At 59.6% G+C, this 24271-nt stretch carries 20 protein-coding genes; 9 read left to right on the forward strand and 11 right to left on the reverse strand.

The features are described 5' to 3' along the window. Position 1 precedes the first annotated feature (1 nt). Entirely contained in the window at positions 2-1186 is a 1185-nt protein-coding gene (locus IG629_RS10605) for a class I SAM-dependent methyltransferase (RefSeq protein ID WP_193171921.1), read from the reverse strand. 302 nt (positions 1187-1488) lie between these two features. On the opposite strand from IG629_RS10605, the gene IG629_RS10610 reads away from it, so the two are divergent. From IG629_RS10610 to IG629_RS10645, 8 genes are read left to right on the forward strand one after another with little or no spacing between them, the layout of a single operon-like run. Then, entirely contained in the window at positions 1489-3024 is a 1536-nt protein-coding gene (locus IG629_RS10610) for a PfkB family carbohydrate kinase (RefSeq protein WP_193171922.1), read from the forward strand. 58 nt (positions 3025-3082) lie between these two features. Further along, positions 3083-4213 carry a DegT/DnrJ/EryC1/StrS family aminotransferase gene (locus IG629_RS10615; protein WP_193171923.1) on the forward strand — a complete coding sequence of 377 codons (1131 nt, stop codon included), beginning with the start codon at positions 3083-3085 and terminating at the stop codon, positions 4211-4213. 16 nt (positions 4214-4229) lie between these two features. After that, positions 4230-4550, forward strand: coding sequence for a hypothetical protein (locus IG629_RS10620; RefSeq protein WP_193171924.1), 321 nt, complete (start codon positions 4230-4232; stop codon positions 4548-4550). 7 nt (positions 4551-4557) lie between these two features. Further along, on the forward strand, positions 4558-5298 hold the full coding sequence (locus tag IG629_RS10625; protein ID WP_193171925.1) for a hypothetical protein: 741 nt from the start codon (positions 4558-4560) through the stop codon (positions 5296-5298). Positions 5299-5330: 32 nt separating this feature from the next. Continuing rightward, positions 5331-6452, forward strand: coding sequence for a radical SAM protein (locus tag IG629_RS10630; protein WP_193171926.1), 1122 nt, complete (start codon positions 5331-5333; stop codon positions 6450-6452). 16 nt (positions 6453-6468) lie between these two features. Further along, positions 6469-7437 (forward strand): thiamine pyrophosphate-dependent dehydrogenase E1 component subunit alpha, encoded by a 969-nt coding sequence (locus tag IG629_RS10635; protein WP_226886607.1) that lies wholly within the window; start codon positions 6469-6471, stop codon positions 7435-7437. Then, positions 7424-8530 (forward strand): alpha-ketoacid dehydrogenase subunit beta, encoded by a 1107-nt coding sequence (locus tag IG629_RS10640; RefSeq protein ID WP_226886608.1) that lies wholly within the window; start codon positions 7424-7426, stop codon positions 8528-8530. Before IG629_RS10635 ends, IG629_RS10640 begins: the two co-directional genes overlap by 14 nt. After that, positions 8530-9669: a DegT/DnrJ/EryC1/StrS family aminotransferase gene (locus tag IG629_RS10645; protein WP_226886609.1), complete on the forward strand. Its 1140-nt coding sequence runs from the start codon at positions 8530-8532 to the stop codon at positions 9667-9669. The genes IG629_RS10640 and IG629_RS10645 overlap by 1 nt, the downstream gene beginning before the upstream one ends. On the opposite strand, the gene IG629_RS10650 is transcribed toward IG629_RS10645, so the two are convergent. Beyond that, on the reverse strand, positions 9666-10637 hold the full coding sequence (locus IG629_RS10650; RefSeq protein WP_193171927.1) for a lysylphosphatidylglycerol synthase transmembrane domain-containing protein: 972 nt from the start codon (positions 10635-10637) through the stop codon (positions 9666-9668). The genes IG629_RS10645 and IG629_RS10650 overlap by 4 nt on opposite strands. A 244-nt stretch (positions 10638-10881) precedes the next feature. On the opposite strand from IG629_RS10650, the gene IG629_RS10655 reads away from it, so the two are divergent. Further along, the gene (locus tag IG629_RS10655) at positions 10882-11586 is read left to right on the forward strand and encodes a GNAT family N-acetyltransferase (RefSeq protein ID WP_193171928.1); all 705 of its coding nucleotides are present in this window, start codon (positions 10882-10884) and stop codon (positions 11584-11586) included. Positions 11587-11625: 39 nt separating this feature from the next. Here IG629_RS10655 and IG629_RS10660 read toward each other — a convergent pair whose 3' ends face one another. The 9 genes from IG629_RS10660 to IG629_RS10695 all read right to left on the reverse strand — a co-directional run bounded on the left by IG629_RS10660 (position 11626) and on the right by IG629_RS10695 (position 24084). Further along, complete coding sequence (locus IG629_RS10660) at positions 11626-12849, reverse strand: TIGR04372 family glycosyltransferase (RefSeq protein WP_193171929.1); 1224 nt, start codon at positions 12847-12849, stop codon at positions 11626-11628. 74 nt (positions 12850-12923) lie between these two features. Then, positions 12924-15602: a methionine synthase gene (gene metH / locus IG629_RS10665; RefSeq protein ID WP_226886610.1), complete on the reverse strand. Its 2679-nt coding sequence runs from the start codon at positions 15600-15602 to the stop codon at positions 12924-12926. An 8-nt stretch (positions 15603-15610) separates the two neighbouring features. Next, entirely contained in the window at positions 15611-16675 is a 1065-nt protein-coding gene (locus tag IG629_RS22635; protein WP_051284944.1) for a homocysteine S-methyltransferase family protein, read from the reverse strand. Then, positions 16672-17541, reverse strand: a complete 870-nt coding sequence (locus tag IG629_RS10670) for a homocysteine S-methyltransferase family protein (RefSeq protein WP_193171930.1) — start codon at positions 17539-17541, stop codon at positions 16672-16674. The genes IG629_RS22635 and IG629_RS10670 overlap by 4 nt, the downstream gene beginning before the upstream one ends. Further along, complete coding sequence (gene metF, locus IG629_RS10675) at positions 17538-18404, reverse strand: methylenetetrahydrofolate reductase [NAD(P)H] (protein ID WP_193171931.1); 867 nt, start codon at positions 18402-18404, stop codon at positions 17538-17540. The genes IG629_RS10670 and metF overlap by 4 nt, the downstream gene beginning before the upstream one ends. After that, positions 18404-19366, reverse strand: coding sequence for an ArsR/SmtB family transcription factor (locus tag IG629_RS10680; protein ID WP_028466607.1), 963 nt, complete (start codon positions 19364-19366; stop codon positions 18404-18406). Before IG629_RS10680 ends, metF begins: the two co-directional genes overlap by 1 nt. Before the next feature lie 169 nt (positions 19367-19535). Further along, complete coding sequence (locus tag IG629_RS10685; protein WP_193171932.1) at positions 19536-20717, reverse strand: glycosyltransferase; 1182 nt, start codon at positions 20715-20717, stop codon at positions 19536-19538. Further along, positions 20717-22525, reverse strand: coding sequence for a tetratricopeptide repeat protein (locus IG629_RS10690; protein ID WP_193171933.1), 1809 nt, complete (start codon positions 22523-22525; stop codon positions 20717-20719). The genes IG629_RS10685 and IG629_RS10690 overlap by 1 nt, the downstream gene beginning before the upstream one ends. Next, the gene (locus IG629_RS10695) at positions 22522-24084 is read right to left on the reverse strand and encodes a glycosyltransferase family 4 protein (protein WP_226886614.1); all 1563 of its coding nucleotides are present in this window, start codon (positions 24082-24084) and stop codon (positions 22522-22524) included. The genes IG629_RS10690 and IG629_RS10695 overlap by 4 nt, the downstream gene beginning before the upstream one ends. Between the last annotated feature and the right edge of the window lie 187 nt (positions 24085-24271).

The raw sequence follows: 24271 nt of genomic DNA on the forward strand, positions 1-24271 counted from the left end.
ATCAGCCTAAAGATGCATGAGCATCGTCGGTGCCAATTCTCGTAAATGCTTCTGGAAAATCGCCGGGAATAGCAACAGCCTCAAATCCCGTGAGCCTCTCGCTGATCTGGGCAGCAAGAGCCGGAACCAGCGGGATATAAATCGACGCCCCCCGTTGTGCGTCCGACGGAGCTGCGATCGGTCGATCAAAAAACGTACAGCCCACTCGCGAGCGATCTTCGTCCAAATAAAAATCGGCCCTGCGCTCAAGATTGGATGATGCCCACGCCGCTGAGATGGACGTGCCAAAAATTCCGAACGCGCCGTCACCGCAAGTTTCCATCGATTTCCTGACCGTCCCAAGCCAGTCCAGCGCGGCACGAAGACCGCAAACAGTCGCACCGGCATCAACAGACGATGCCCGCCAGTTTCCCGCTCCCGGGCGGGCCACAACCGTTATCTCCCGTTTCAATACATCTACCCGTAAGGCTTCAATGTCGAAGCCAGCGCTTGCAACAACAGACGCAATACTCGCCTGCGTGAAATGACTGCTGTGATCCGCGATCAACAAGTCAAACGGGTTATGAGGAAAATACGGGACCTGAATAAACAGACGTCCTTTGGTCGGGTGAAGCAGCCTGCGAATGTCGCGAATGACTTTCGCCGGTGAGGGAATATGTTCGAAAACGTGAACGAGCGTAACGAGATCAAAGTGCTTGTCGATATCTTCGAGACGCTCATAGATCCCGTCGACCGTCTCTATCTCGGAAAGAACATTAACGTCTTTGACGTTCGGGTCGTATCCATTGAGCCGCCAACGCGGCAGCTCCTGTGCAAAGGCCTTTAATGTTGATCCCGTTCCGCATCCGAAATCGAGCAAGAGACCATCGTCGTCCAGTTTCAATGCCCCGCGCATCCAGTCGATCAGGTGGACAGACCTCGATTTTAGACCAGTCTCACCTGCGATCAGTTGCTCAACGCCAGACCGGGATTGATGGTAGAGCACATAGCTCTCGTAGATTCTGTCCGCTTCCCGGGACCACTCATCCGTAATCGGTTTCTGTACCAGACCGCATGCGCCACAAACAGCCAACGCGCCGCCTTTGGTCCAGCTGCGGCTATCCGACGTGACCCGGCACCAATCAGAATAACCCTCCACCGTTTCGAGTCTGGCGGAATCGCAATGGTGACAGGAAACAGAAGTCATCAAGATTCTTCTTTCTGATAGACGACCGGAAAACGCTGGTTAATCACAAGTTCCCCAGACGCCAACGCCCTGAGCTCATCCTTCTCAGCGGCACCGGTTTTACCGGGCCGGGCCAAGTGCCCGTCCCTGATATTTCCGGCTTAACAACTCATTGAAACTGTTTGAATCATAGACTGAAAATTGGCCAACACCATCGCGTCTCTCATGGCTGAGAGTGTAAGTTATACGCGTGAATTGTTTTTCCCGGAAGGCGATGAAACTGTGATACGCTTTATGTATCTTTAAATAGTTGAATCAATCGGATGCAGGCATCAGCGAGAGATAAGATCAAACCTGTCTCGGAACTCTCTGAGATAGCGGAAAAAATTCGATCTTCAGGCAAAAAGATCGCTCATGCCCATGGCACCTTTGATTTGCTGCATATGGGGCATGTCCGGCACCTTGAGCAGGCTCGCCGGGAAGGCGATGTGCTGATTGTGACCGTGACTGCCGACGAGCATGTTCACAAAGGGCCGGGCCGCCCCGTCTTCACCGATCAACTCCGTGCCGAAATGCTGGCCGCACTCGAATATGTCAGCTGGGTCGGGGTCAATCACGACGCATCCGCGGAACAGGTGATCAACGCGATCAAGCCGGATGCCTATATCAAGGGCTCCGACTATGTAGACGCGGAGCAAGACGTCACCGGCAAGATTGTCGATGAACGCAACGCCGTCGAAAGCCATGGCGGCCGAATTGTTTTCACCAACGACATCACCTTCAGTTCAAGCGAACTGATCAACCGGCATGTCGATGTCTTCGAGCCCGAGGTCCGGGACTATCTGGATCAGGTCCGGAACCGGGTCGGTCTGCAGCAATTGCTGGACCTGGTCGACAGCATCAAGGACATGAAGATCCTGATAATCGGCGACACGATCCTGGACGAGTACCAGTACGTCTCGCCCTCGGGTCAGCCGTCCAAGGAAAACATCATGTCCACCCGGTATCAGGACATCGAGATTTTCGCGGGCGGTGTCATAGCGGCGGCAAACCATGTCGCCAGCTTCTGCAAACAGGTCGACATCATCACCTGTCTTGGAGAGGACGATCCGCGCGAGAATTTCATCAACAAACAGTCGCGCGAGAATGTGAATATCATTCCCGTCTACCGGCCGAATGCTCCAACCACGCGAAAGGTGCGGTTCGTCGACAACAGTTATGTGCGGAAACTCTTCGAGGTCCAGTTTATCGAGGACTCGCCCCTGCCTCCCGAGCCGATGGCGGATTTGCATGCCAAGATCGCCGAACTCGCTCCGGGGTACGATCTGGTCATGGCGGCCGACTTCGGCCACGGGTTGATCTCCGGCCCCACCGTCGACCTGATATGCGAGAAAGCGCCATTCCTTGCTGTCAATGCGCAGACCAACAGCGCCAATCGCGGCTATAATCTGATCACCAAATATCCGCGCGCGGATTATCTCTGCATCGACTCGCCCGAAGCCAGGCTCGCGGTCGGCGACCGGTTCAGCGATCTCGGTCAGATTGCCGAGGAGATCCTGCCGAGCAAGATCGATTGCGGTCGCATGATCCTGACCCATGGCCGCCACGGATGCGTCGCCTATGACGCTGGTGGACCGGTAACGCAGATCCCGGCCTTCACCCGCCGGGTAGTGGACACGATGGGGGCGGGCGATGCCTTTTTCTCCATCACATCGCCGTTGGCCAAAGTTGGAACGGATATTGCTAATATCGGTCTGATCGGGAATATCGCCGGTGCCATCAAGGTTGGTATCGTCGGGCACCGTGACTCGGTCGATAAAATCAGCGTGGTCAAGGCGTTGACCGCGCTTTTGAAGTGACAGCGCCGCTGCGAGGAAGAGTTTATCCGCAGGCGAAGGTGGCGCGGACAGGAAGAATATGCCGGATACGAGCGTGACAGAGACCCCGATCCCCTATGTTGATATAGGCACCCAGTTCGCCCAGGAACGCGACGATCTGATGCCGATCATTGAGGGAATCCTCGCCAGCGGCATGTATGTAGGCGGGCCGTGGAACGACAAGCTGGAAGTTGCCCTGGCAGAGCGCTGCGGGACGAAACACGCGGTGGCACTCAATTCCGGGACGGATGCACTCATTCTCTCTCTCGCAGCGCTCGGTATCGGTCACGGCGATGAGGTGATCACGCCGCCCAACTCCTTTGTTGCCTCGACAGCGGTGATCGCCCATGTCGGCGCTACGCCGGTCTTTGCCGACGTGCTGCCCGACCAGAATATCGACCCGGCGGAGATCGAAAAGAAGATCACGCCGAAAACCAAGGCGATCATGCCGGTACATCTGACCGGGCGGGTCGCCGATATGGGGCCGATCCGGAGCATTGCAGAGCGGCATGGGCTCGCGGTTATCGAAGACGCTGCCCAGTCCATCGGCTCGCTCTATGACGGTAAGCCCAGCGGTGCCCTTGGTGACGCCGGATGCTTCTCCGCCCATCCTCTGAAAAACCTGAATGCCTGTGGCGATGCCGGTTTCCTGACGACAGATCGTGACGATATCGCGGAATATGCCCGGCTTTATCGCAATCACGGGCTGGTGGACCGCAACACGGTTGCGAAGTTTGGCTCCGTCTCGCGCATGGACCAGATCCAGGCGGCGATCCTGCATTACCGGCTCGGTAAAATGGACAATTTGATCGAACGGCGCCGGAACAATGCGGCGCTCTATCGCGAACTGTTAGACCCCGCCCTAGCCTTCTCACCACCCTGCCGGGATATTGAATTCAACAGTTTCCACACCTTTGTCATTCAGGTGGATCACCGCGACGCGTTGCAAGAACACCTTTCCACGCTTGGTATTGGAACGGCGATCCATTATCCGGTGCCGATCCATCTGCAACCGGCGGCGGCCTATCTTGGGCACAAGGCCGGAGACTTCCCGGTCACCGAGTTGCAGTCAGAACGCATCATTACCCTGCCGATCCATCAGAACCTGACCGAAGACGAAATCCACCGGGTGGCAGGCGCAGTGAACGCCTTCCTTGCAGCGGCCGCGTGATGCCGGAGAGAGACAGATGAGCGAGCAAGCCATCAACTACGAACAGCTTGTCGAATCCTACGAGAACCGCCTGCTGAACCAGTTGCGCAGCCACGGTGTGGATCTGGACTTTCTGGAGATGTGGGTCCCTGACGAAAATCCGGTTTCAAGCATCCTGAACATGGTCGAAGCCGCCGGTGCATTCGGTGTCGAGAGTTTCACCGTCCGGGTCAATCGCGACACCCTGCCAGCTGGCCGCACCGATGATCTGAAGACCGCACTCGCACCACTCTCCGACATCTCGGTCGAGGACCAGGGGGATCATTGCCTTGTCCATATCAGCAGCATTACAGCGTGAGACGCCAGTGAACAGCCGCGCGGACATTCCCGAGGCTTTTGCCGGGCGCATCACGGACCGGCTCGGCCATCTTGTGCATGCCGCCTCCGCGCCGGTTCCAGACACCGCAAAGATTGCAGTGGACGCGGACGGGATGAGCCTGACGTTAACCCTCGACAACGCCACTGAGACCGTTGTGGACGCTCATTTCAGCGCCCCTCCAGAAGCGGCCGAAAGCGCCGTCCTGGATCTGTTATGCGCCCATGCCATAGGCGCCCCGGTGCGCGAGGTTGTGGAGCATGGACTGGTCTTCGCTCTCCACGCGCTCCACGATCCAAACGTCCCCTCTCCGGTCGCGGGCATCCTGACGCCGCGCAATGCCGGGGCCTGCTTTGCCATTCCGTTACGTCTTGTTGCTGCCGTCAGGCGCGAGGCCGAGGCCCGGTTCGGCCGTCACAAAGACACGAATTTCTTCGACCGGCCCTACAGTGAAGCCTGGCAAAAACTCGACAAGACGGGAAAGCGCGATCTTGTCCTGCCCCATATCGCGCGCTTCAAGGCGGACAACGGACTTTCGGACGGCTCCTTTGAATTGGTCGAAATCGACCAATATGATCGTTTGTTCCTCGCTTTCACCGACGAGGTTCCCGCCTGGGACAAACCCGTGCTGCTGATGAGACTTGAGCGCTGGCTGCGGGAGCAGACCGGCGAGCGTATCGAACTCTTCACCGAGGTGGTGAAGGACGCGAACCGTATCCGGCGTCTCTAGAAACCGGGACCAACAGTCCAAGGAACGAAGCCATGACCGGAATGACTGATCACGTCGAGCTGATCCTGGACGGCACCAAGATCGCCTGGCATCAGGACCGTATCGACGCCTGGGAGCGCGGTGAGCGGATCGCACCGATCACCATCGACATGTCGCTGACCCGCGCCTGCAATTTCGCCTGCCACTTCTGCTACGCAATGCTGCAGGAAAACGAGCGCAAGGTGATCGACAAGAAGGCGATCTTCGAGTTTCTCGAGGACTGCGCGGAGATCGGCGTCAAAGGCATCAGCCTGGTCTCCGATGGTGAGAGCACGATTTCGCCTGTCTTCGTCGACGCCTGCAAATACGGGCACGAGCTTGGTCTCTCCATGGCCGTCGGTACCAACGGCTTCGTGCTCAACCGGCGCAAGCTGGAAGAAGTGCTCCCGTCTCTGACCTATCTCCGCGTCAACATCTCGGCTGGTGAGCGTAAACGCTATGCCGAGATCATGGGCGTGAAGGAACACTGGTTCGACCGGGTCGCGGAAAACATCAAGGCCATGGGCGAGATCAAGCGCGAGCAGAATCTCGATGTGACCATCGGCATGCAGATGGTGCTGATGCCCGAATATCATGACCAGATCATGCCCTTGGCACAGCTTGGCAAGGAGCTGCGGCCGGACTATCTGGTGATCAAGCATTGCAGCGACGACGAGGACGGCTCCCTCGGGGTTGATTACAGCGGCTATGCGGACCTCTACGAAACCCTGCACGCGGCCGAAGCGCTGTCCGACGACAGCTACCAGGTAACGGTCAAGTGGTCGAAAATCGATACCGAAGGCACGCGTAGCTACCAGCGCTGTTACGGCGCGCCCTTCATGCTGCAGATGTCCGGCTCCGGCCTGGTCGCACCCTGCGGCATGCTGTTCAACGAGCGCTACAAGAAATTCCACATCGGCAACATCACCGAGGAACGGTTCCGCGACATCTTCTACAGCGACCGCTACTGGGAAGTGATGAACTACCTCGCCAGCCCGGACTTCAACGCCCAGAAAATGTGCGGCAGCCTGTGCCTGCAGCATAAGGTCAACGAATTCCTCGACGGCTACCAGAAGGGCGACTTCGAATTGCCGGAAATGAAGGGCGAACAGCCCATGCATATCAACTTCATCTGACGCCGGAGCTGGAAAAATGGCCGACGCCGGGAACGACTACAGGCTGCGCTGCCTGAAACAGATGCTGCGCATTCGTCTGGTCGAGGAGACCATTGCGGAACGCTACGCCGAGCAGGAAATGCGCTGCCCGGTGCATCTCTCCATCGGCCAGGAAGCGTCAGCCGTCGGCGTCTGCGATGCCCTCATGTCCGACGACCGGCTCTTCAGCAGTCACCGGTCCCATGCCCATTATCTTGCCAAGGGTGGAAACCTGAAGGCGATGATGGCGGAGATCTACGGTAAGCGGGACGGCTGCATCGGCGGCCGTGGCGGCTCCATGCACCTGATGGACCCGGATGCCGGCATGATGGCCAGCATCCCGATCGTCGCCAGCTCGATCCCTTTGGCGACAGGCACCGCACTGTCAGACAAGTTCGATAACAACGGGAAGGTCACCGTCTCCTTCCTCGGCGATGCCTGCCTTGAGGAAGGCGTGTTCCACGAATCCGCCAACTTCGCCAAGCTTCGCGGACTGCCTATTGTCTATGTCTGCGAGAACAATCTCTATTCGGTCTATACCAACCTCGCCGACCGCCAGCCGGACCGACCTCTGACAGACATTCCGGCCGCTCACGGCATCGAGCACCGGCATGTCGACGGCAACGACCTTGAGGCTGTCCGCGAGGCCGCACTCTGGGCCGTCGAGACCGCGCGCTCCGGGAACCCGACATTCCTGCAACTCAACACCTACCGGTGGCGCGAGCATTGCGGGCCGAACTACGACAATCATATCGGCTACCGGACCGAAGAAGAGTTCCAGGCCTGGCGCGTCCAGGACCCTCTCGAACGCTATCGTAAAATGCTCGAAGAAAGTGGAACGCTCGGCGCGGCCAGCTTCGCAGGTCTCGAAAAAGACATTCAGGCCGAAGTGAGCAGCGCGTTTGCTTTTGCCATCGACTCCCCGCTGCCGGAACCGACCGAGGCCCTCGCCCATGTCTATGCCTGAAACAACCAGTGCACCGGATGCGCCGGTGATCAATATGGGCACCGCCATCCGTGACGGCCTGCTTGAAGCGGCACGGCGCGATCCGTCGGTCATCTTCTTCGGCGAAGGGGTCGAGGACCCGGCCGCCCTGTTCGGCACCCTGAAGGATATCGGCAAACATATAGGCCACGACCGGATGATCGAGATGCCGATCGCCGAGAATGGCCTGATCGGCATTGCCATCGGCGCCGCCATGGCAGGCAAGCGCCCGGTGGTCAGCCTGCAGCGCGTCGAATTTGCCCTGCTGGCACTTGAGCAGATCCTGAATAACGCGGCCAAGACCCATTATGTCAGCAACGGCCGCCACAATGTGCCGCTCGTCCTGCGCATGATTGTCGGGCGCGGCTGGGGGCAGGGCCCGGAACATTCGCAGAGCATGGAAGCGATCTTCGCCCATGTGCCCGGTCTGAAAGTCATCATGCCGGCCTTCGCCGAAGACGCGAAAGGCATGATCGCCGCCGCCGTCGAAGATGCCAATCCGGTGGTCGTGATCGAGCATCGCTGGTCGCATTATACGACAAGCCCGGTCGCGGAAGGCTATGTCCACCGTCCGCTCGACGGCCCGCGCACCGTGCGCGAGGGCGACGGTCTGACCATCGTTGCCACCTCCTACATGACGCTGGAAGCCGTCCGCGCCGCCGACAAGCTGGCGGAGGCCGGACACCCGGTCGAAGTGCTCGACCTGCGGGTGATCCGGCCGCTCAATCTCGATCCGATCGTCGAAAGCGTGGCCCGCACCGGGCGGCTGCTGACCGTCGATACCGGGTTCCGGATGTTCGGCATCGGCGCAGAAATCGTGTCCGAGGTGACAAGCCGCTGTTTCGATCTGCTTGACGCCGCCCCGGTCCGTCTCGGCCTGCCGGACCATCCAACGCCAAGCTCGCGCGGGCTGGTCAAGGGCTTCTACCCGGATGCCGCCCGCATCGCCCGTACAGCGGCCGAAATGATGGGCCTGGGTGATGCCGAGATAAACGCCATCGAGCAAGATATCCTGACAGACCGCAAGGACCTCCCACTCGACGTACCCGATCCTTTCTTCAAAGGCCCGTTCTGATGGCCGCCGAGACAGAGGGCCAGCCGATGCAGGTCCGCTACTCTCCCCTGGAACAGCAATTCGCCGATGTCGATGAGATTTTCGACGAGTTACGCGCGCTGGTTCGTTCCACCGACTTTACCCTCGGCAAGGTCGTCGGTGAATTCGAGGAGATGTTCGCTGCTGCCGCAGGATCGAAATATGCCATCGGTGTCGGCTCCGGCACGGACGCGCTGAAGATCCCGCTCAAGGCCCTCGGCATCGGCCCCGGCGACGAAGTCATCACCGCTGCCAACACCTTCTACGCCACCGCAGGCGCCATCGCGGAGACCGGCGCGCGGATCGTCTTCGTCGATTGCGACGATACGTTCGGGATCGACCCTGACCTGATTGAGGCCGCGATCACCCCCCGTACCAAGGCGATCATGCCTGTCCATCTGGCCGGCGACATGGCCAACATGACGCGGATCACCGCAATTGCCGAAAAGCATGGCCTGTCAGTGGTCGAGGATGCCTGCCAAAGCCTCCTTGCGACGGAAGCGGGCCGCCCGGCGGGTACGTGGGGCATTGCCGGCGGATTCTCCATGCATCCACTCAAGATCATCAATGTCTGGGGCGATGCCGGTGTAATCGTCACCGACGATCCCGAGATGGACCGGATGTGCCGGCTCTTGCGCAATCATGGCCTGCGCAACCGCGATGAGATGGAAATCCTCGGCTACAACACGCGCCTCGATTCCGTGCAGGCGGTCGTTGGCAAATGGATCGTCGCCAGGGTTGAGGATATCGTCGCTGGCAGGATCAAGGCTGCCGAGCATTACGACGCGGCATTCGCAGATGTGCCGGAGATCACGCTTCCCGTCCGGCGTGCCACGAAAGGCCCGGAAGAACGCTCGGTTTATCTGAACTATGTGGTTTATGCCGAACGGCGGGACGAACTACTCGCCCACTGTCACGCGCGCCGGGTCGACGCCAAGGTGCATTATCCGATCCCGCTCTACAAACAGGATGCCCTGCGCCATCTCGGCTATACGGATGGCGCCTTCCCGGTGACCGACCGGCATACGGAAACGATCATCAGCTTTCCGGCGGACCAGCATCTTTCGACAGCCGAGCTGGATTACCTGGTCGGTGTGGTTCGGGGATTTTACGGCCGCTAGGTGGCCGGGCCGCCTGCGGCTTCTGTCACACTCTCGGCGCGTTCCACGACCGGGCGACTCAATAACCAGAGCAATCCGCCAAGCCCCGCCGCGATCATCACCGACAGGCCCCAGAGGATGGACGCCGCGAGCGCATGTTCCAGCGGCATCCCGGTCATCGCGAAGATCCCGACCATAAGACCTTCCCGCACGCCCCAGCCTCCGACGGAGATCGGCAGCAAAGTACCGAGGATCACCAAAGGCAGGGCGCCAAGCACCATCGGGAAGTCGACCTCGACCGAAATCGACTTGAATACTACCCAGAGCCCGAACGCGCTGATGACATGCAGCAGGTAGCTTAATCCAATAACGATAGCGGACCGGTATCCCGCCCGCCACAGCACGCGGGAATCCCTGAGCATCGCAGCGAAGGGGCGGCCGAACCGGTGATCCTCGATCAGATCCGCGATCCAGTCCGCGCTGGAAAGGCCCATCGCCAACAGGACGAGCGCTCCACCTACCACGAGGATTGCAACGGTACTGAGATTGGGATCCGGCGCGACCTTTGCCACGGTCACACTGGTCACGACCAGAAGCGTCAGAATGGAGACAAGGCCAGCCGTTCGATCAAGAAGCACGGTACTTGCGGCGCGGGACAACGGCAGACCGTGCTGGCTGACAAGCCAGATACGAACCGTGTCGGCACTGAGAGAGCCCGGAAGCGCCTGATTGAAAAACATTCCCGCCAGCAGGATACGAAATGTCTGCCAGGGCGACAGAGGCACCCCGGTCCCCCGGATGAGCAGGAACCAGCGGCAGGCACCGATAAAGAACTGCAGGATGACAATCCCGACGACGCAGCCCAGCAGCGGAAGAGACGGCGATAGCGCCGCGGAAATCAGGCGTGAAAGATCGACCTGATAGATCAGGGACCCAATCAGGACACAACTTATAGCGATTTTCAGGAAAAGCTTCGCTTTTGCCGTCAAGACGATACGCCTACTCAATGATTTGCATACGGGTTACCGGGGGCCAGCTAAACGCGCCACAAGGTGCACCGCAAACGATACGTCCTATCTGGTAACACCCACGGGAAATATAAAGTTAACGCCGGCAATATTGATCACGATTATATTTTCATCACCCGACCGAACAATCACTACCGTTACACGGTTGGGCCGTGCAATCTTTTTACGGCAATGATTTCGGGCCTTTGCTTCAGGAATAGTCACAATGGCAAGTCAGGTGAAACAAGCTTTCGACAGCTCCCTCCTCGGAGGCCCTGTCTATCGCCTGGAGATCGCAGACGAGTCCGAGCTCCGGGATATACGTGATTTGGTGCCGGACGATGCGATTCTGGTATCCGTCCGGTTACCGGAAGCATGGCGCCCTCCGGCAGAGGACAGCGGTTTCCGGGAAATCGAGACGCTTGTGCAACTCGAACGATATTTCATCCAAGAGGATCTCCAACCCGCTTCCCCGAATATCAGGTATTCAAACCCGAGCGACGGAGAGTCTTGCGCAGCTATCGCCCAAGCCGTTTTCCGCTCGGACAGATATCACGCCGACCCAAAGGTCTCGGAGAAGGTCGCAAGCCGGGTCAAGGCGGCGTGGGCCCGGAATGAAGTTAATGGACGAACGGACAGGACCTTCATCTGGGAAGAAGATGGCGAGATTGCTGGCTTTAACGGGTGCCTTCTTCAGAACCGTATAGTGACCATTGACCTGATCGCCGTCTCGCAAGCCCATCAGGGACAAGGGATCGGCGCCGCACTTATCAAGGCAGCCTTTTCCCACTATGCCAGGCTGGCTGATTGCACCCTCATTGCGACCCAGGACAGCAATACAGGCGCGCTCGCGCTTTACCGCAAGCTGGGCTTCATCGAGACAGCCCGCTTCCGGACACTTCACTATGTGCCGAAACCGATCGGTTTTTAATAAGCGCCGCTATTCACAGCGGCCCCATATTCTTTACCGTCACGTCAGAAAACCGGGATTTGTTTCCAGATAGGCTGAGCATAAACGCTGCGGCCACCGCGACGGCGTGGGTCCTTGCGTTGCCGTGCCGCGGACCGTTTCGTCAAACTCGGCTGTGATTTGCAAAAACCGGTTCTGAACTTCCAGATCCTGCGGCGTTTGCTCCTCGACAAACCGGGCCATCTCCATGACCCCTGCGAGAACTTCTTCCGCGCTGTTGCTTTCAACCCGCAGCCCCGCAGCCTCCAGTGCCCCCGCAGTGGGAATCCCCTTCAGGTTGGCGAGCCCCATATCTCGATACGAGAGACGGTCTCCGTTTCCCCGCACATAGTGGGTGAAGATCGAGAGCTCATGAGGCAAGAATCCCCAGGACGAAACCGGATAGGCATTGGTCACCAGGAACGGCTTACCCAAAGACTGGAATATCGAGAAGGGCCCCGATTGCGTGCAGATGCCAAACGCAGCTCCGCCAATCAGCCCGAAATCAAGCGACCGATCATGTGCGTCGTGCCTCATGGCTTCTATGTAATTCGGGTCGGTGAGATCGAGTGCGGGGCTTGCAATATCGCCGATCCGGATCACCGCATACCCGTTTTCGAGCAGAAACTTCACTCCATCCCGGTAGGCTTCGATAGGCGTGAACCTGAACGAGTGGTACGCCATATCCGGAGCGAAACCGGCATCGCGAACATGCAGCACGACATAGGGCCGTGATGGATCTTCAATTGAACTGTCGAGAAACTTTTGCGCTGCGTCACGCACATGGTTCGGAACGGAGAAGAACCGATGCGGCAGGCCATTTGCCAATTGTTTAGTGAAGTCCTTATAGAGGGTCTGTGGTGATCTTAGATAAAGATCGTAGTTGCCCAGCCCGAAGGCACCGGCATCAATGAAACCCATTGTCGTCAAAATGATGTCGTCGGTCTCGATAACCGTGAATTCTGATTTCAGATATTCAAAGACTGCCGCGTTGGCCGCCTGCGCGCCGGGGCCGGTGACAATCACGATCTCGTCGTAGCGCTCTCGGAACATTGTGTTCAAGCACCACGGCTCTGCTATCAGATGTCCCATGCGGCTCGGCTGGGCGAGCACATAGACGAGGTAGCGTTTGTCACTATCGAGGCGCGCGTTAAGCAGCTCGACAAGCCGGCCAATATGTACTTTCAAACGTTCAGGATCGGCCAGTTCCTCACGGAACACTCTATCCCTCGGTGTTTCCTCCAAGACCAGCCTCCGGCTCTCGCACCAACATAGGTCCAGAACCTAACCCGTCTGAAGAAAGACGGGAATCCCTGAAGCTATGCAGCGGCGGCCTTCGGGTCATAGTCGAGGTTGGAGGCCAGCCAGCGCTCGACCTCTTCCACAGTCGCGCCCTTGCGTGCGGCATAGTCGGCCACCTGATCGCGGCCGATCCGGCCGAGGCCGAAATAGCGCGACTCAGGATGCGAGAAATAGAGCCCCGAAACTGAGGAAGCAGGCCACATGGCGTTGCTTTCCGTAAGAGACACACCGGTCGCGGCTTGCGCGTCCAGCAGGCGGAACAGTTCTGGCTTTTCCGTATGGTCCGGGCAGGCCGGATAGCCCGGAGCCGGGCGGATACCGCGATAATCCTCGGCGATGAGCTGCTCGTTGCTGAGCGACTCACCTGGCGCGTAGCCCCAGAACTCCGTGCGAACCCGCTCATGCATGCGCTCGGCAAAGGCTTCCGCCAGCCGGTCGCCGATAACTTTCATCAGGATAGCGTCATAGTCGTCGTGCGCGGCCTCCAGCTTCTTCGCCCGCCCGTCGATCTCCTCGCCCGCCGTGACCACGAAGCCGCCGATATAATCGGCCACACCGGTCTCCAGCGGAGCAATGAAGTCGGACAGCGCCAGGTTCGCCCGGTCTGCGCGGCTGTGAATGCGCTGCTGACGGAGTGTGTGCAGAACGCTCCGGCGCTCGGTGCGGCTCTCGTCTGTAAACAGCACGATGTCGTCCTTGTCCGAAGCCGCCGGCCAGAAGCCGACAACAGCACGGGCCCGCACCCAGCCCTCGGTGATCATGGTGTCGAGCATCCGGCGCCCGTCGTCATAGAGTGAACGCGCGGTCTCTCCGACTTTCGGATCGTTCAGAATTTCCGGGAACCGGCCATGCAGCTCCCAAGCCTGGAAGAAAGGCTTCCAGTCGATCCGTTCGGCCAATTCGCCAAGGTCATAATTGTCGAAGATTTTAGTGCCGAGGAAAGACGGCTTCGGCGGCTCGTAAGAACCCCAGTCGATCTGGGTCGCATTCTCCCGCGCCTCTTCCAGCGTCAGGCGCTTCGCCCCGCTGTTACCCCGTGCATGGTGCGCCCGGATCTTTTCATATTCGTCCGAGATCTCACCGGCGAAGTTCTGGCTGTTGCTGGCCGAGAACAGGTTCCCGGTCACGCCCACCGCACGCGATGCATCGGTGACATAGACCACCGGCCCATCATAATTCGGCGCGATCTTCACCGCCGTATGCACCTTGCTGGTGGTCGCCCCACCGATCAGCAGCGGCAGACTCATGCCTTCCCGCTTCATCTCCGAGGCGACATAGGACATCTCCTCCAGGCTCGGCGTGATCAGGCCGGACAGGCCGATGGCATCGACGTTCTCCGCCTTGGCGGTTTCCAGGATCTTGGCGGACGACACCATGACACCGAGATCGATGACCTCGTAATTGTTGCACTGGAGCACGACGCCGACGATGTTCTTGCCAATATCGTGAACGTCCCCCTTCACCGTCGCCATCAGGATCTTGCCATTGGAACGGGCCTTGCCGTCCGCTTCCTGCTCCATATAGGGCAGCAGGATCGCCACGGCCTTCTTCATCACCCGCGCGCTCTTGACCACCTGCGGCAGGAACATCTTCCCCGCACCGAAGAGGTCGCCGACGACATTCATGCCGGACATCAGCGGGCCTTCGATCACATCCAGCGGGCGGCCAAGGGAAAGCCGCGCTTCCTCGACATCCTCGTCGATGAAGTCGGTAATACCGTGCACCAGCGCATAAGAGAGTCGGCCCGACACATCCTGTTCACGCCAGGTGAGGTCCGCTTCCCTGGCCTTGGCCTGTCCCCGGAAACTCTCGGCAATTTCCAGCAGGCGTTCGGTCGCATCGTCCCGTCGGTTGAGCACCACGTCTTCCGCCCGCTCCCGCAGATCTTCCGGAATATCCTCATAGACCGGCAGCGCGCCCGCATTGACGATCGCCATGTCCATGCCTGCCTTGATGGCATGGAACAGGAAGACCGCATGGATCGCTTCGCGGACCGAATTGTTGCCACGGAAGGAGAAAGAGAGGTTCGACAGGCCGCCGGAGACATGGGCGCCCGGAAGCTCTGTACGGATCCGGCGCGTGGCCTCAATGAAGGCCCGGCCGTAATCGTTGTGCTCCTCAATCCCGGTCGCAACGGCGAAGATGTTGGGATCGAAGATGATGTCTTCCGGCGCAAAGCCGACAGTCCCGACAAGCAGATCGTAGGACCGCTTGCAGATCTCGAATTTGCGATCGGCGGTATCCGCCTGCCCTTCTTCATCAAAGGCCATCACGACAACGGCGGCGCCATAGCGCCGGACCAGCCGGGCCTGTTTCAGGAACGGCTCCTCGCCTTCCTTAAGGCTGATGGAATTCACCACCGACTTGCCCTGCACGCATTTCAGGCCAGCCTCGATGATCTCCCATTTCGAGCTGTCGATCATCACCGGAACCTTCGAGATATCCGGCTCGGACGCGATCATGTTCAGAAAGCGGACCATCGCCGCTTTCGAATCCAGCATCCCCTCATCCATGTTGATGTCGATGATCTGGGCGCCGCTCTCGACCTGCTGACGGGCAACATCCAGCGCGGTCTCATAGTCGCCTTCCAGGATCAGCCGCTTGAAGCGGGCGGAGCCGGTGACGTTTGTGCGCTCGCCGATATTGACGAAACGGGCGCCGGTCTCGGTCACTTCTCCGGTTTCTGTCTTTTCCATTGTCTCGCTCATGCCGGCACCTCGAACGGCTCAAGGCCGGAAAGCCGCATGCGCCGCGGCGGTTTCGGTATCTCGCGCGGCGGCACATCCTTGACCGCCTCGGCGATTGCCCGGATGTGATCCGGCGTGGTGCCGCAGCAGCCGCCGACGATATTGACCAGTCCGTCCCGGGCCCAGGCGCCGATCTCACGCGCGGTTTCTTCCGGGGTCTCGTCATAACCACCAAAAGCGTTCGGCAGTCCGGCATTGGGATAGGCGCTGACACAGGTTTCGGCGACGCGGGAAAGCTCGGCCAGAAACCCGCGAAGCTGATGCGCTCCGAGCGCGCAATTGAGGCCGACACTGATTGGCTTGGCGTGGCGCACCGAGTTCCAGAAGGCTTCCGGTGTCTGTCCCGAGAGCGTGCGGCCGGAGAGATCCGTAATCGTGCCGGAAATCATCAGCGGCAACCGGATACCGGTCTCTTCTGCCAACTCGTCGATCCCGAACAAAGCCGCCTTGGCGTTCAGCGTATCGAAAATGGTCTCCACCAGCAGCAGGTCGGCACCGCCTTCGATCAGACCACGAGCGGCTTCCTTATAGGCTCCGGCCAGCTCATCGAAATTCGTGTTCCGAAAAGCCGGATCGTTGACGTCCGGAGAAATCGAGGCCGTCCTGTTGGTCGGGCCGAGGGCACCGGCAACGAAACAAATCCGTCCCGGCTCCGCCGCTTCGGCTGCATCGGCGGCCTTCCGTGCAATCCGAGCGCCTTCGAAGTTCAGCTCGTAGACCAGATCCTCGGCGGCATAATCGGCTTGGGCGATCGTGGTCGCGCTGAAAGTGTTGGTCTCGACGATATCGGAGCCGGCATCGAAATAGGCCCGATGGATCTCTTCGACGATTTCCGGCCGGGTCAGGTTCAGGATATCGTTGTTCCCGCGCAGGTCGGAGCCATGGTCCGCCAAGCGCTCGCCCCGATAGCCGGCCTCGTCCAGGTTATAGCCCTGCACCATGGTCCCCATGGCGCCGTCCATCACGAAGATGCGTTCGCCGAGCAGGGTTTCGAAGGCTTTGATCCGGTCTTCCCGATTCATTTTCTTTTCCTTCTCCGGACCAGCGTCGTGGCCCCGAGGCTTGTTTTGATAACGCGGCGGAGATCGCGCGGCGACGACGACGGCAGGAAGGCAAGCCGCCCTCCCAGCATCGGGTCTTCGCACAGCGTCCGCACAGTGTTGGCATCCGCCGCCGGGCTGAGAGCCACAGCCCCCTTCCAGTTCGGCAATACATGTTCCAGCAGTGCCGGAGCGGTTTCAGGGATATCGCCCGGATTAACGCCGATCGCCGCAACCTGCATGGTCGAAGCAAGCACGGCGGATTGTGCCAGATCTTCATGGATCTGGTCGCGATCAAACCGGCCCGGCTGCAATGCCGGACGCAGCAGCAGCATCAGGGGAACCTTCTGCTCTGCCTCCGTCATGCCCCAGCGGGCCCCGTTCATCGCCGCCGCGACATGCGCGGGACGGGCCGCAACGTCGATCAGTACCGCATCGACACCGCCCGCAACCTGCGCGGAGACAAGGCAGCGCGCGGCGGATTCGATTTCGTCCGCCGTCATGAAGCCCGTGACCGGAACCCTCGATGGCAAGCGGACATCGCCGATCACCAGCACCTGATGAGCCGCTTCGTCAGCCACCGTCCGGGCCAGCTCGGCGCCGAGATAGCTGACGGCGAAGGCCTCGTCGAACATGCGGAAACTGCGCAGCAACTGCGGAGCGGCGCCGCCGGAATTGGTGAAAAGCACCTCGGCACCGGCCTTCACGAAACGCCGGTGCACTTTCATGACCAGCTTCGGACGCTCGATATTCAGCGCCTCTACGCAGCCGCTCTTGCCGACCCAGCGCGCCAGTTGCGAGGCCGGCGCCGGGGCAGCATGCGGGATGCGCTCTCCCACTCCCGTCATGCGGCCTCCGACAGGTTCGGACGCATGCCGAGCAGATGGCATGTGGCGAAGGTCAGCGACGGCACATTGAGGGTGTAGAAATGGAAATCCGTCACGCCTTCCTCGATCAGACGATGGCAGAGATCGGCGGCGGTGCTGGCGGCAACCAGCTCACGCGTCTCCGGATCCTCGTCCAGTCCCTCGAACCGCTCGAACAGCCAGTCGGGAACAGACGCGCCGCAGCGTTTGCTGAAGTTCACCATCCGGCCAAAATGGCCAATTGGCATGATGCCCGGCACCAGCGGAGCATCGATACCCGCCTTGGTGACCTTGTCCCGGAAACGCAGGAACAGATCGACATCGAAGAAATACTGGGTGATCGCGCGGTTCGCACCGTTGTCGATCTTTGCCTTGAGATTGGCGATATCCGCCGCCTCAGACGGTGAGTCCGGATGTGCTTCCGGATAGGCCGCGACGGAAATATCGAAAGCGCCGATCCGGCGCAATCCGGAGACCAGATCCGCTGCATTTTCATAGCCGTCCGGATGCGGCTGATAGCGGCCGGTATCCTGGGGCGGATCGCCGCGCAGAGCGACCAGCCGGGTGATACCCGCCTCAAGCCATCCCTTGGCGATGCCATCGACCTCCGCCTTGTCGGCACCGACACAAGTCAGATGCGCCGCAGGCTCCATACGCCCGTCGCTCTTCAGTTTCTGCACCACTTTCAGGGTGCGCTCCCGCGTGGTTCCGCCAGCCCCGTACGTGACCGAGGCGAAAGCCGGACCGAGAGGGGCAAGTTTTTCCACCGTGTTCCACAGGCGCGCTTCGGCAGCCTCACTGGAGGGCGGGAAAAATTCAAAGCTGACAGAAAGTTTCTCGGCCATCAGAGCGCCTCCGCCACAAGATCATTAGCAATTTCAATCCGGCTCTTGCCGGTCCAGATACACACCGTGAGGTCTCCACCGTCGATCCGCTCGACATCCTGAATTTCGAGACCTGCCTTTGCAAACAGCCGCTCCACATCGGCATCGGAAAACCCGAGCCAGCGATGAGCATGGCGCTCGCGCAGGTCCGCGAGGTCATGAGAGGCGAAATCGACCAGCACAAGCCGGCCGCCCGGGCGCAGCACCCGCGCCGCCTCGCGCACCATATCGGCCGGGCTGTCGGCATAATGCATCAGCATGTTGGCCGTGACCGCATCAAAGCGATGTGCCGGGAACGGCAGGCGATACATGTCCGCATGCCGGACCTGGCAATTCCGCAGCACTTCCTGATCGAGATAGCTGCGGGCAATCGCCAGCATCTCGCGGGAATTATCGACACCGACCGCGGCCCGAACATCCTCACCGACAAGACGAAGCACACGTCCCGTGCCTGTTCCAATATCCAGCAAATCGCGCACCGGCGCGCTGAGAATGCGGCGCTTCAGACGCGTATCGACGCTCTCGTCATCGATATGCTGGCCTCGCATATCTTCCCAGTTCTGCGCATTGCGGCGGAAATACTCCTCCGCCACCTGGGCGCGCTGCAGCTTGATCTCATCCAGCCGCTTCAGATCGACGGAGATGACATCGTCATCATCCGGCGTCAGGTCCACCAGCATACGGGCGAGATCGGACACGTCGCTGTCTTCACTCATCCGGTAGAAGGCCCGGCTGCCTTCCTGATGGCGTTCCAGCAGATTTGCCTCGACCATCAGCTTAAGATGACGGGAAACCCGGGGCTGGCTTTGCCCCAGCACCTGCACCAGCTCCGTCACGGACAACTCCGCATGCGCACACAGCATCAGGATGCGCAATCGCGTCGGCTCGGAGACGGCCCGGAGGCCCTGCAGCAAAGTTTCCATCAACTCGCCAAACAATCTGTTCAGACACAATCATATAAAGATGTCTTTATGTTTTTATATTTGAAGACTTGGCGAGTCAAGCCGGATCGCCGCCCCAACAACAGAGTGGCTCGGATTTTTGGAGCTCTCAGGGGCCATTGCCCCGGTAATTGCCGGGAGGTCTTTGTCTTCAGCGGGCGTTTAGGACCGACAGGACATAATCCGCGATCCGGGCAAGCAGATTGAACGGCCCGCGACGTTCAAGGTCCAGTGCTGCACTCCGTGCATTCTCAGCAAACCGCTCCTGAGTGAGGGTGGCCGCAAACGCCTGGGCAACATGCTCGGGTTGAAACTTGTTGCCGCTTTTCATCACGGTCGCCAAGCCCAGTTTGCCGAGATATTCGCCGTTCTTCTGTTGCTCGAAATGGCGCGGCACGATGCATTGCGGCCGGCCAATCGCCAGCACCTGCTCCAGCGTGCCAATGCCGCCGTGATGGATAACAACCCTAGCATTCGCCACCGCTTGTTCAATCGGCTGCGGCGCGTCATGGACTGTCAGGCCACGCTCCCGCCATTTGCCACGGGCTTCATTATTCGCATCACGCAAGTAGAGATCGCCGGTCCAGCTTGAGTTCGCAAGAACCTCTAGAACCTTCTGCGTTCCTGCATATCCGTCAGAGAGGTAAGCGAAATAATCCTGCACCGGCTCCTGGGTTGTCGGAGCGGAAAGCGGTCGCAACGGGGATGATTCTGTATTTTCCCGGAAGCTGCGATAAGGATCGAGCTCCGGAATCGTAACGACAAAATTACGCGCACCATGCATCAGCGCCGGAACCCGATCAGGCAGCGCCTTGCCGCGGCGGCGCTGAACTTCCTGTACGGTTTCCAGAAGCCGTTCAGGATCGACCCGGTTTGGGGCATCCTTGAACGTGCGGAACTCCGACCAGTTTCCCGGCGGCAGCGTGAACCAGTCCCCGATCGGGACCACCGGCCGCTCGCCAAAAGCGGCGAGGCCCGCCGTCGGCGAATAATCGGCAATCACAAGGTCCGGATCGAAGCTGTCGATAATCGCGGCCCAGCCATCGGTCAGGGCAGCCAGTTTATCCGGCTCGACATAACCGACAGTCGCCAGAACGTCCCCGATGGACGCGATCACCTTCTGGCGGACTTCCGGCGGCGCATATGGCGTCACGAACGGGGCCTGGAAGACTCTGTATCCTTCACGCGCGATCATAGAATGCGTGACGATCAGATTGCGGACGACAAAGGCACACTCGACGCCATTGTCTCTCAGGATGTTCGCAATCGGCAGCAATCGGCTGACATGGCCAAGCCCGTCACCCAGCTCCCATGCAAACAGGACCTTCTTCATCAGGAGGTCTTCGTTTTTTGCATTTCGCCAAGCGCGGCGCCGATCTTTTCAATGACGCCAGGCCAGTCACCCGGTTTGGTTTGCCGGAACAGGCGCGCGGACGGATACCAGGGGCTGTCGTCGCGATGCTGCAGCCAGCGCCAGTCCGGATTGTGGGACAACAGCACAAAGACCGGGCAGCCCATGCCGCCGACGAGATGGGCAACCGACGTGCAGGTGGTCACGGTCACGTCGAGTTGGCGGACGATGGAGACCGTATCGGCGAATGATTTAATGTCCCGGCTCAACGGGATCAGCGAGGGCGGAGCGTCGGCAAGATCGGCTTCGCGCGGCCCCTTCTGCAGGCTGTAGCACTGCACGCCATCCAGTCCGAAAAGCGGTGCGTAATACTCGACCTTCGAAGACCGGATATCATCCCCCGGAAAGGCCGGGTTGCCGCCCCAGACCACACCTACATTCAGTTTGGCCGGATCAAGGTCCGGAACAGGAAAGCGGTCCGGAGAGATCGAATTGATGTAGGGCGCTTTCGGCAGATCGTCGGTCGTCTTTACGCCCAGCAGCTTCGGCAGAGACAATTGTGCGATATGGCAATCGAAGTCCGGCTCCTGGCCTGGCCGCCGCGGGACCAGCTCAACCATGTCCTTGTAGTCGGCATAAACATCCAGGACCTCTTCATGCACTTCCAGAAGAACACGGCCTTTCTTGGCGCCCGCCTGCGCCCGCTCGACAGCCTCCGGCACAAATCGGAGAAACTGAAGGGCATCGCCAATGCCTTGCTCAGCCACAACCAACAGCGTGCGACCTTCGAGTGGCCCGCCGTCCCATTCCGGCTGCGCTACATCGCGCTTCTTGGTCGGGAATGACTTCGTTTCCCAGCGCCATTCATATTCATCGAACCCTTCGCCGAGTTGCCCGTCAGCCAACAAGGCGAGTGACAGGTTCCAATGGAATGTCGCTTCCTCCGGTCGGCACATCACAGCGCGGCGGAAAGCCTGGATCGACGGCTTCAGGTTTGCCGCCTCTTTCTCCAAGTTGCCGAGATTGTAGTAGCCGCCCGCATTCTCCGGCTCGGTCAGCAGCGCCCGCTTCAGCGCCAGCGCGCCTTTCTCGAACTGCAAACTGTGGCGGTAGGCAGATCCTAAATTTGAATAGGCCGGGGAATAATCCGGCTCAAGGTGGCTGACCGACTCATAAATAGCCGCCGCCCCACCGTAATTCTTGGCACGGTACCGGGCATTACCCAGCCCCAGGAGAGTATCCCGAAACTTCGGATCAAACTCCCGCGCCCGACGCAGAACGCGGAGTGCACGGTCCTTATCACCGGTCTCGTAGTAAAGAATGCCCAGATCACGCATCGCAGGCACGAATCTGGGCTTCAGGTTTACAGCCGCTTCGTAATGCTCCCGCGCCGCTTGCGTCACACCCTTACGATAGCAAAAGCCTGCTGCAGCGTAGCGAATTACCGCATCGCTTGGCGTGTTCTTGAGCGCAACCCGCAACACAGCTTCAAGCAACGCGTCATCGCCGATCTGACGCCCCAGATCGACAGCGATCCGGTTGAAGACCAGATCATCCGCGGCAGATATTTTCAGTCCCTTTTCAAGGTATTGACGCGCAGCCTTTTTGTCCTTCTGCGCCCATGCCGCCTTGGCTTCCACGCCCATCAATATGGCGGCCTGCCCGGCCTCCTCGCGCATATCCGCAATCGCCTTCTGCGCATCGTCAAGCTTGCCGTCGGCAATGTGTTTGAGAGCGGCTTTGGCGCCTCGGAAGAGTTTCGAACGCGCAGGAAGGTCGATTTGTTTCATTGTTCACTCAACTTGATAAGGCCGAACTTCGCCAGCCAAGGCAATGTGCGATGCAGTGCCGGCGATCCGCGGCCGTCAATCCATTGCTCAATCTCTCCGACAGTGACAAGCCCGCGTTCCGACAAGCGCCGGAGCAACGCAGCCGTCTGCTTTCTCGGAAGCATAAGTTCTTGCGAAAAAGTACAAAATTCATAAGCGAGGATTGTCTGAAAATCTGCTTCCGGCGCGTCGCCGTCAACGGTGACAATGGTGTCGGGCCCGAGGACAAAACTCGGATGCGGAGCGAAAATATCGAACGGGTCCGGATAGAACGGGCTGGCTGTTTCGTTACTCTGGCGCGGCGCGACTTCCGGGGCTTCTGCACGAATGTCCCTGAGCTCCAGCCAGAGATCCTCGTAGGACCGGATGATGACAGACCAGTCATAATGCGTCCGGGCACGGGCGCGCCCGGCATCTCCCATTCTGGCCCGCAATTCCGGGTCTTCCGCCAATCGCACCAGAGCATCCGCCGCTGCATCGAGATCACAGGACGTCATCATGCTGGCCCGGCCGATAAAGCGATCATAATTATCCTGACCAGTCTGGTAGCGGAAGGCCTGCTCGAAACCGTCCCCTGCCGCAGGCGTAGTTGTCGGGACCCGGAAACCGGTTTCGCCGTCGATAATGGTATCCTTGTAGCCATCCCAATCGCTGACCACTGCCGGCAGCCCCGCTGCCATCGCCTCAATCGGCGTCAGACCAAACGTTTCCTGAATATTGTCCGAGAGAGAGAGGAACACGTCAGCGCCCTGCCATGAGGCATGAACGAGGGCGTCGTCCTGACCATCGATAAAATGCACGGCGGCGGTCTTCGCGAACTGCTCTGCTCCCTCGCGGTATATCGCCATGATCCGGTCATTCGGCGCCTGACCAACCATGACAAGGTGGACCTTGCGGCCCGGCATCCGTTTTGCCGCACGCTCTGCCGCGAGATACATCGGTACCGGGTGCGCCTTGGCGTGGAATGTGAACCTGCCAAGGAAAAGGACGACCAAATCCTCCTCGGCAGCACCAATGTGCTCCCTCAGCATCTGCCGGGCCGGCTCGTCCTTAACGTATCGGCTGCCGTCCACACCCAGTGGAATGACCGGCAGTTTCAAAGTCGGCTCAATCCCGGCCCCGCCTCGGCGGCCAAGATAGTCGGCGTAGTTTTGCATCGTCCGTGTCACAACATCGCGGGCAACCTGTGACGTGCAGACAAGGGCATCCCACGGCTGCAGCGGCAGCAGGAGATAATTAGCCAGGCTGGCAATGATCCGGTCCGATGACAGGGTATGGGTGACACCGCACAAACTGTATGCGCGCTGGTCACCGGCACGACGCTCCCACACAAAGGCATCGAAGGAAGGGCCGGCAATCATCAGGGCTTCCACCGAAGGCTCAGCCTGCCGCATGGAGACGAGCCGCTTTACCGCTCTGTTTTTCTGATCGCGCTCCCGCGCCATTTCAGTGAATTCCGCAGCATGCTCATCCTGCGCTGTCACGGACACCAACTGATCCGCGCGGCCATGCTGGAACATCCCGGTCAAGAAGCCAGCCCCGGCCGAGTGCCGCCCCTTGATGCGAGGACGATCCGCCCTGTAGGCGTCGGGATGGTACTGAATTGCGCATACAGGTACTGACGACACTTGGAGCCTTCCGACTTCGGAAAGAGTCAAAATCAAACACAAAAACCATTGCGTTCATAGAGGAGGCGCGACCGATCGA

It is taken from the genome of Nisaea nitritireducens, from assembly GCF_014904795.1.
Taxonomy (GTDB): domain Bacteria; phylum Pseudomonadota; class Alphaproteobacteria; order Thalassobaculales; family Thalassobaculaceae; genus Nisaea; species Nisaea nitritireducens.

Coding starts and splice junctions, on each gene's coding strand:
- IG629_RS10620 (WP_193171924.1), top strand. CDS start 4,230: ATGAGCGAGCAAGCCATCAACTACGAACAGCTTGTCGAATCCTACGAG.
- IG629_RS10680 (WP_028466607.1), bottom strand. CDS start 19,366: ATGGAAACTTTGCTGCAGGGCCTCCGGGCCGTCTCCGAGCCGACGCGA.
- IG629_RS10645 (WP_226886609.1), top strand. CDS start 8,530: ATGGCCGCCGAGACAGAGGGCCAGCCGATGCAGGTCCGCTACTCTCCC.
- IG629_RS10610 (WP_193171922.1), top strand. CDS start 1,489: ATGCAGGCATCAGCGAGAGATAAGATCAAACCTGTCTCGGAACTCTCT.
- metF (WP_193171931.1), bottom strand. CDS start 18,404: ATGGCCGAGAAACTTTCTGTCAGCTTTGAATTTTTCCCGCCCTCCAGT.
- metH (WP_226886610.1), bottom strand. CDS start 15,602: ATGGAAAAGACAGAAACCGGAGAAGTGACCGAGACCGGCGCCCGTTTC.
- IG629_RS10635 (WP_226886607.1), top strand. CDS start 6,469: ATGGCCGACGCCGGGAACGACTACAGGCTGCGCTGCCTGAAACAGATG.
- IG629_RS10670 (WP_193171930.1), bottom strand. CDS start 17,541: ATGACGGGAGTGGGAGAGCGCATCCCGCATGCTGCCCCGGCGCCGGCC.
- IG629_RS10690 (WP_193171933.1), bottom strand. CDS start 22,525: ATGAAACAAATCGACCTTCCTGCGCGTTCGAAACTCTTCCGAGGCGCC.
- IG629_RS10685 (WP_193171932.1), bottom strand. CDS start 20,717: ATGAAGAAGGTCCTGTTTGCATGGGAGCTGGGTGACGGGCTTGGCCAT.
- IG629_RS10640 (WP_226886608.1), top strand. CDS start 7,424: ATGTCTATGCCTGAAACAACCAGTGCACCGGATGCGCCGGTGATCAAT.
- IG629_RS10615 (WP_193171923.1), top strand. CDS start 3,083: ATGCCGGATACGAGCGTGACAGAGACCCCGATCCCCTATGTTGATATA.
- IG629_RS10695 (WP_226886614.1), bottom strand. CDS start 24,084: ATGTTCCAGCATGGCCGCGCGGATCAGTTGGTGTCCGTGACAGCGCAG.
- IG629_RS10630 (WP_193171926.1), top strand. CDS start 5,331: ATGACCGGAATGACTGATCACGTCGAGCTGATCCTGGACGGCACCAAG.
- IG629_RS22635 (WP_051284944.1), bottom strand. CDS start 16,675: ATGAATCGGGAAGACCGGATCAAAGCCTTCGAAACCCTGCTCGGCGAA.
- IG629_RS10605 (WP_193171921.1), bottom strand. CDS start 1,186: ATGACTTCTGTTTCCTGTCACCATTGCGATTCCGCCAGACTCGAAACG.
- IG629_RS10655 (WP_193171928.1), top strand. CDS start 10,882: ATGGCAAGTCAGGTGAAACAAGCTTTCGACAGCTCCCTCCTCGGAGGC.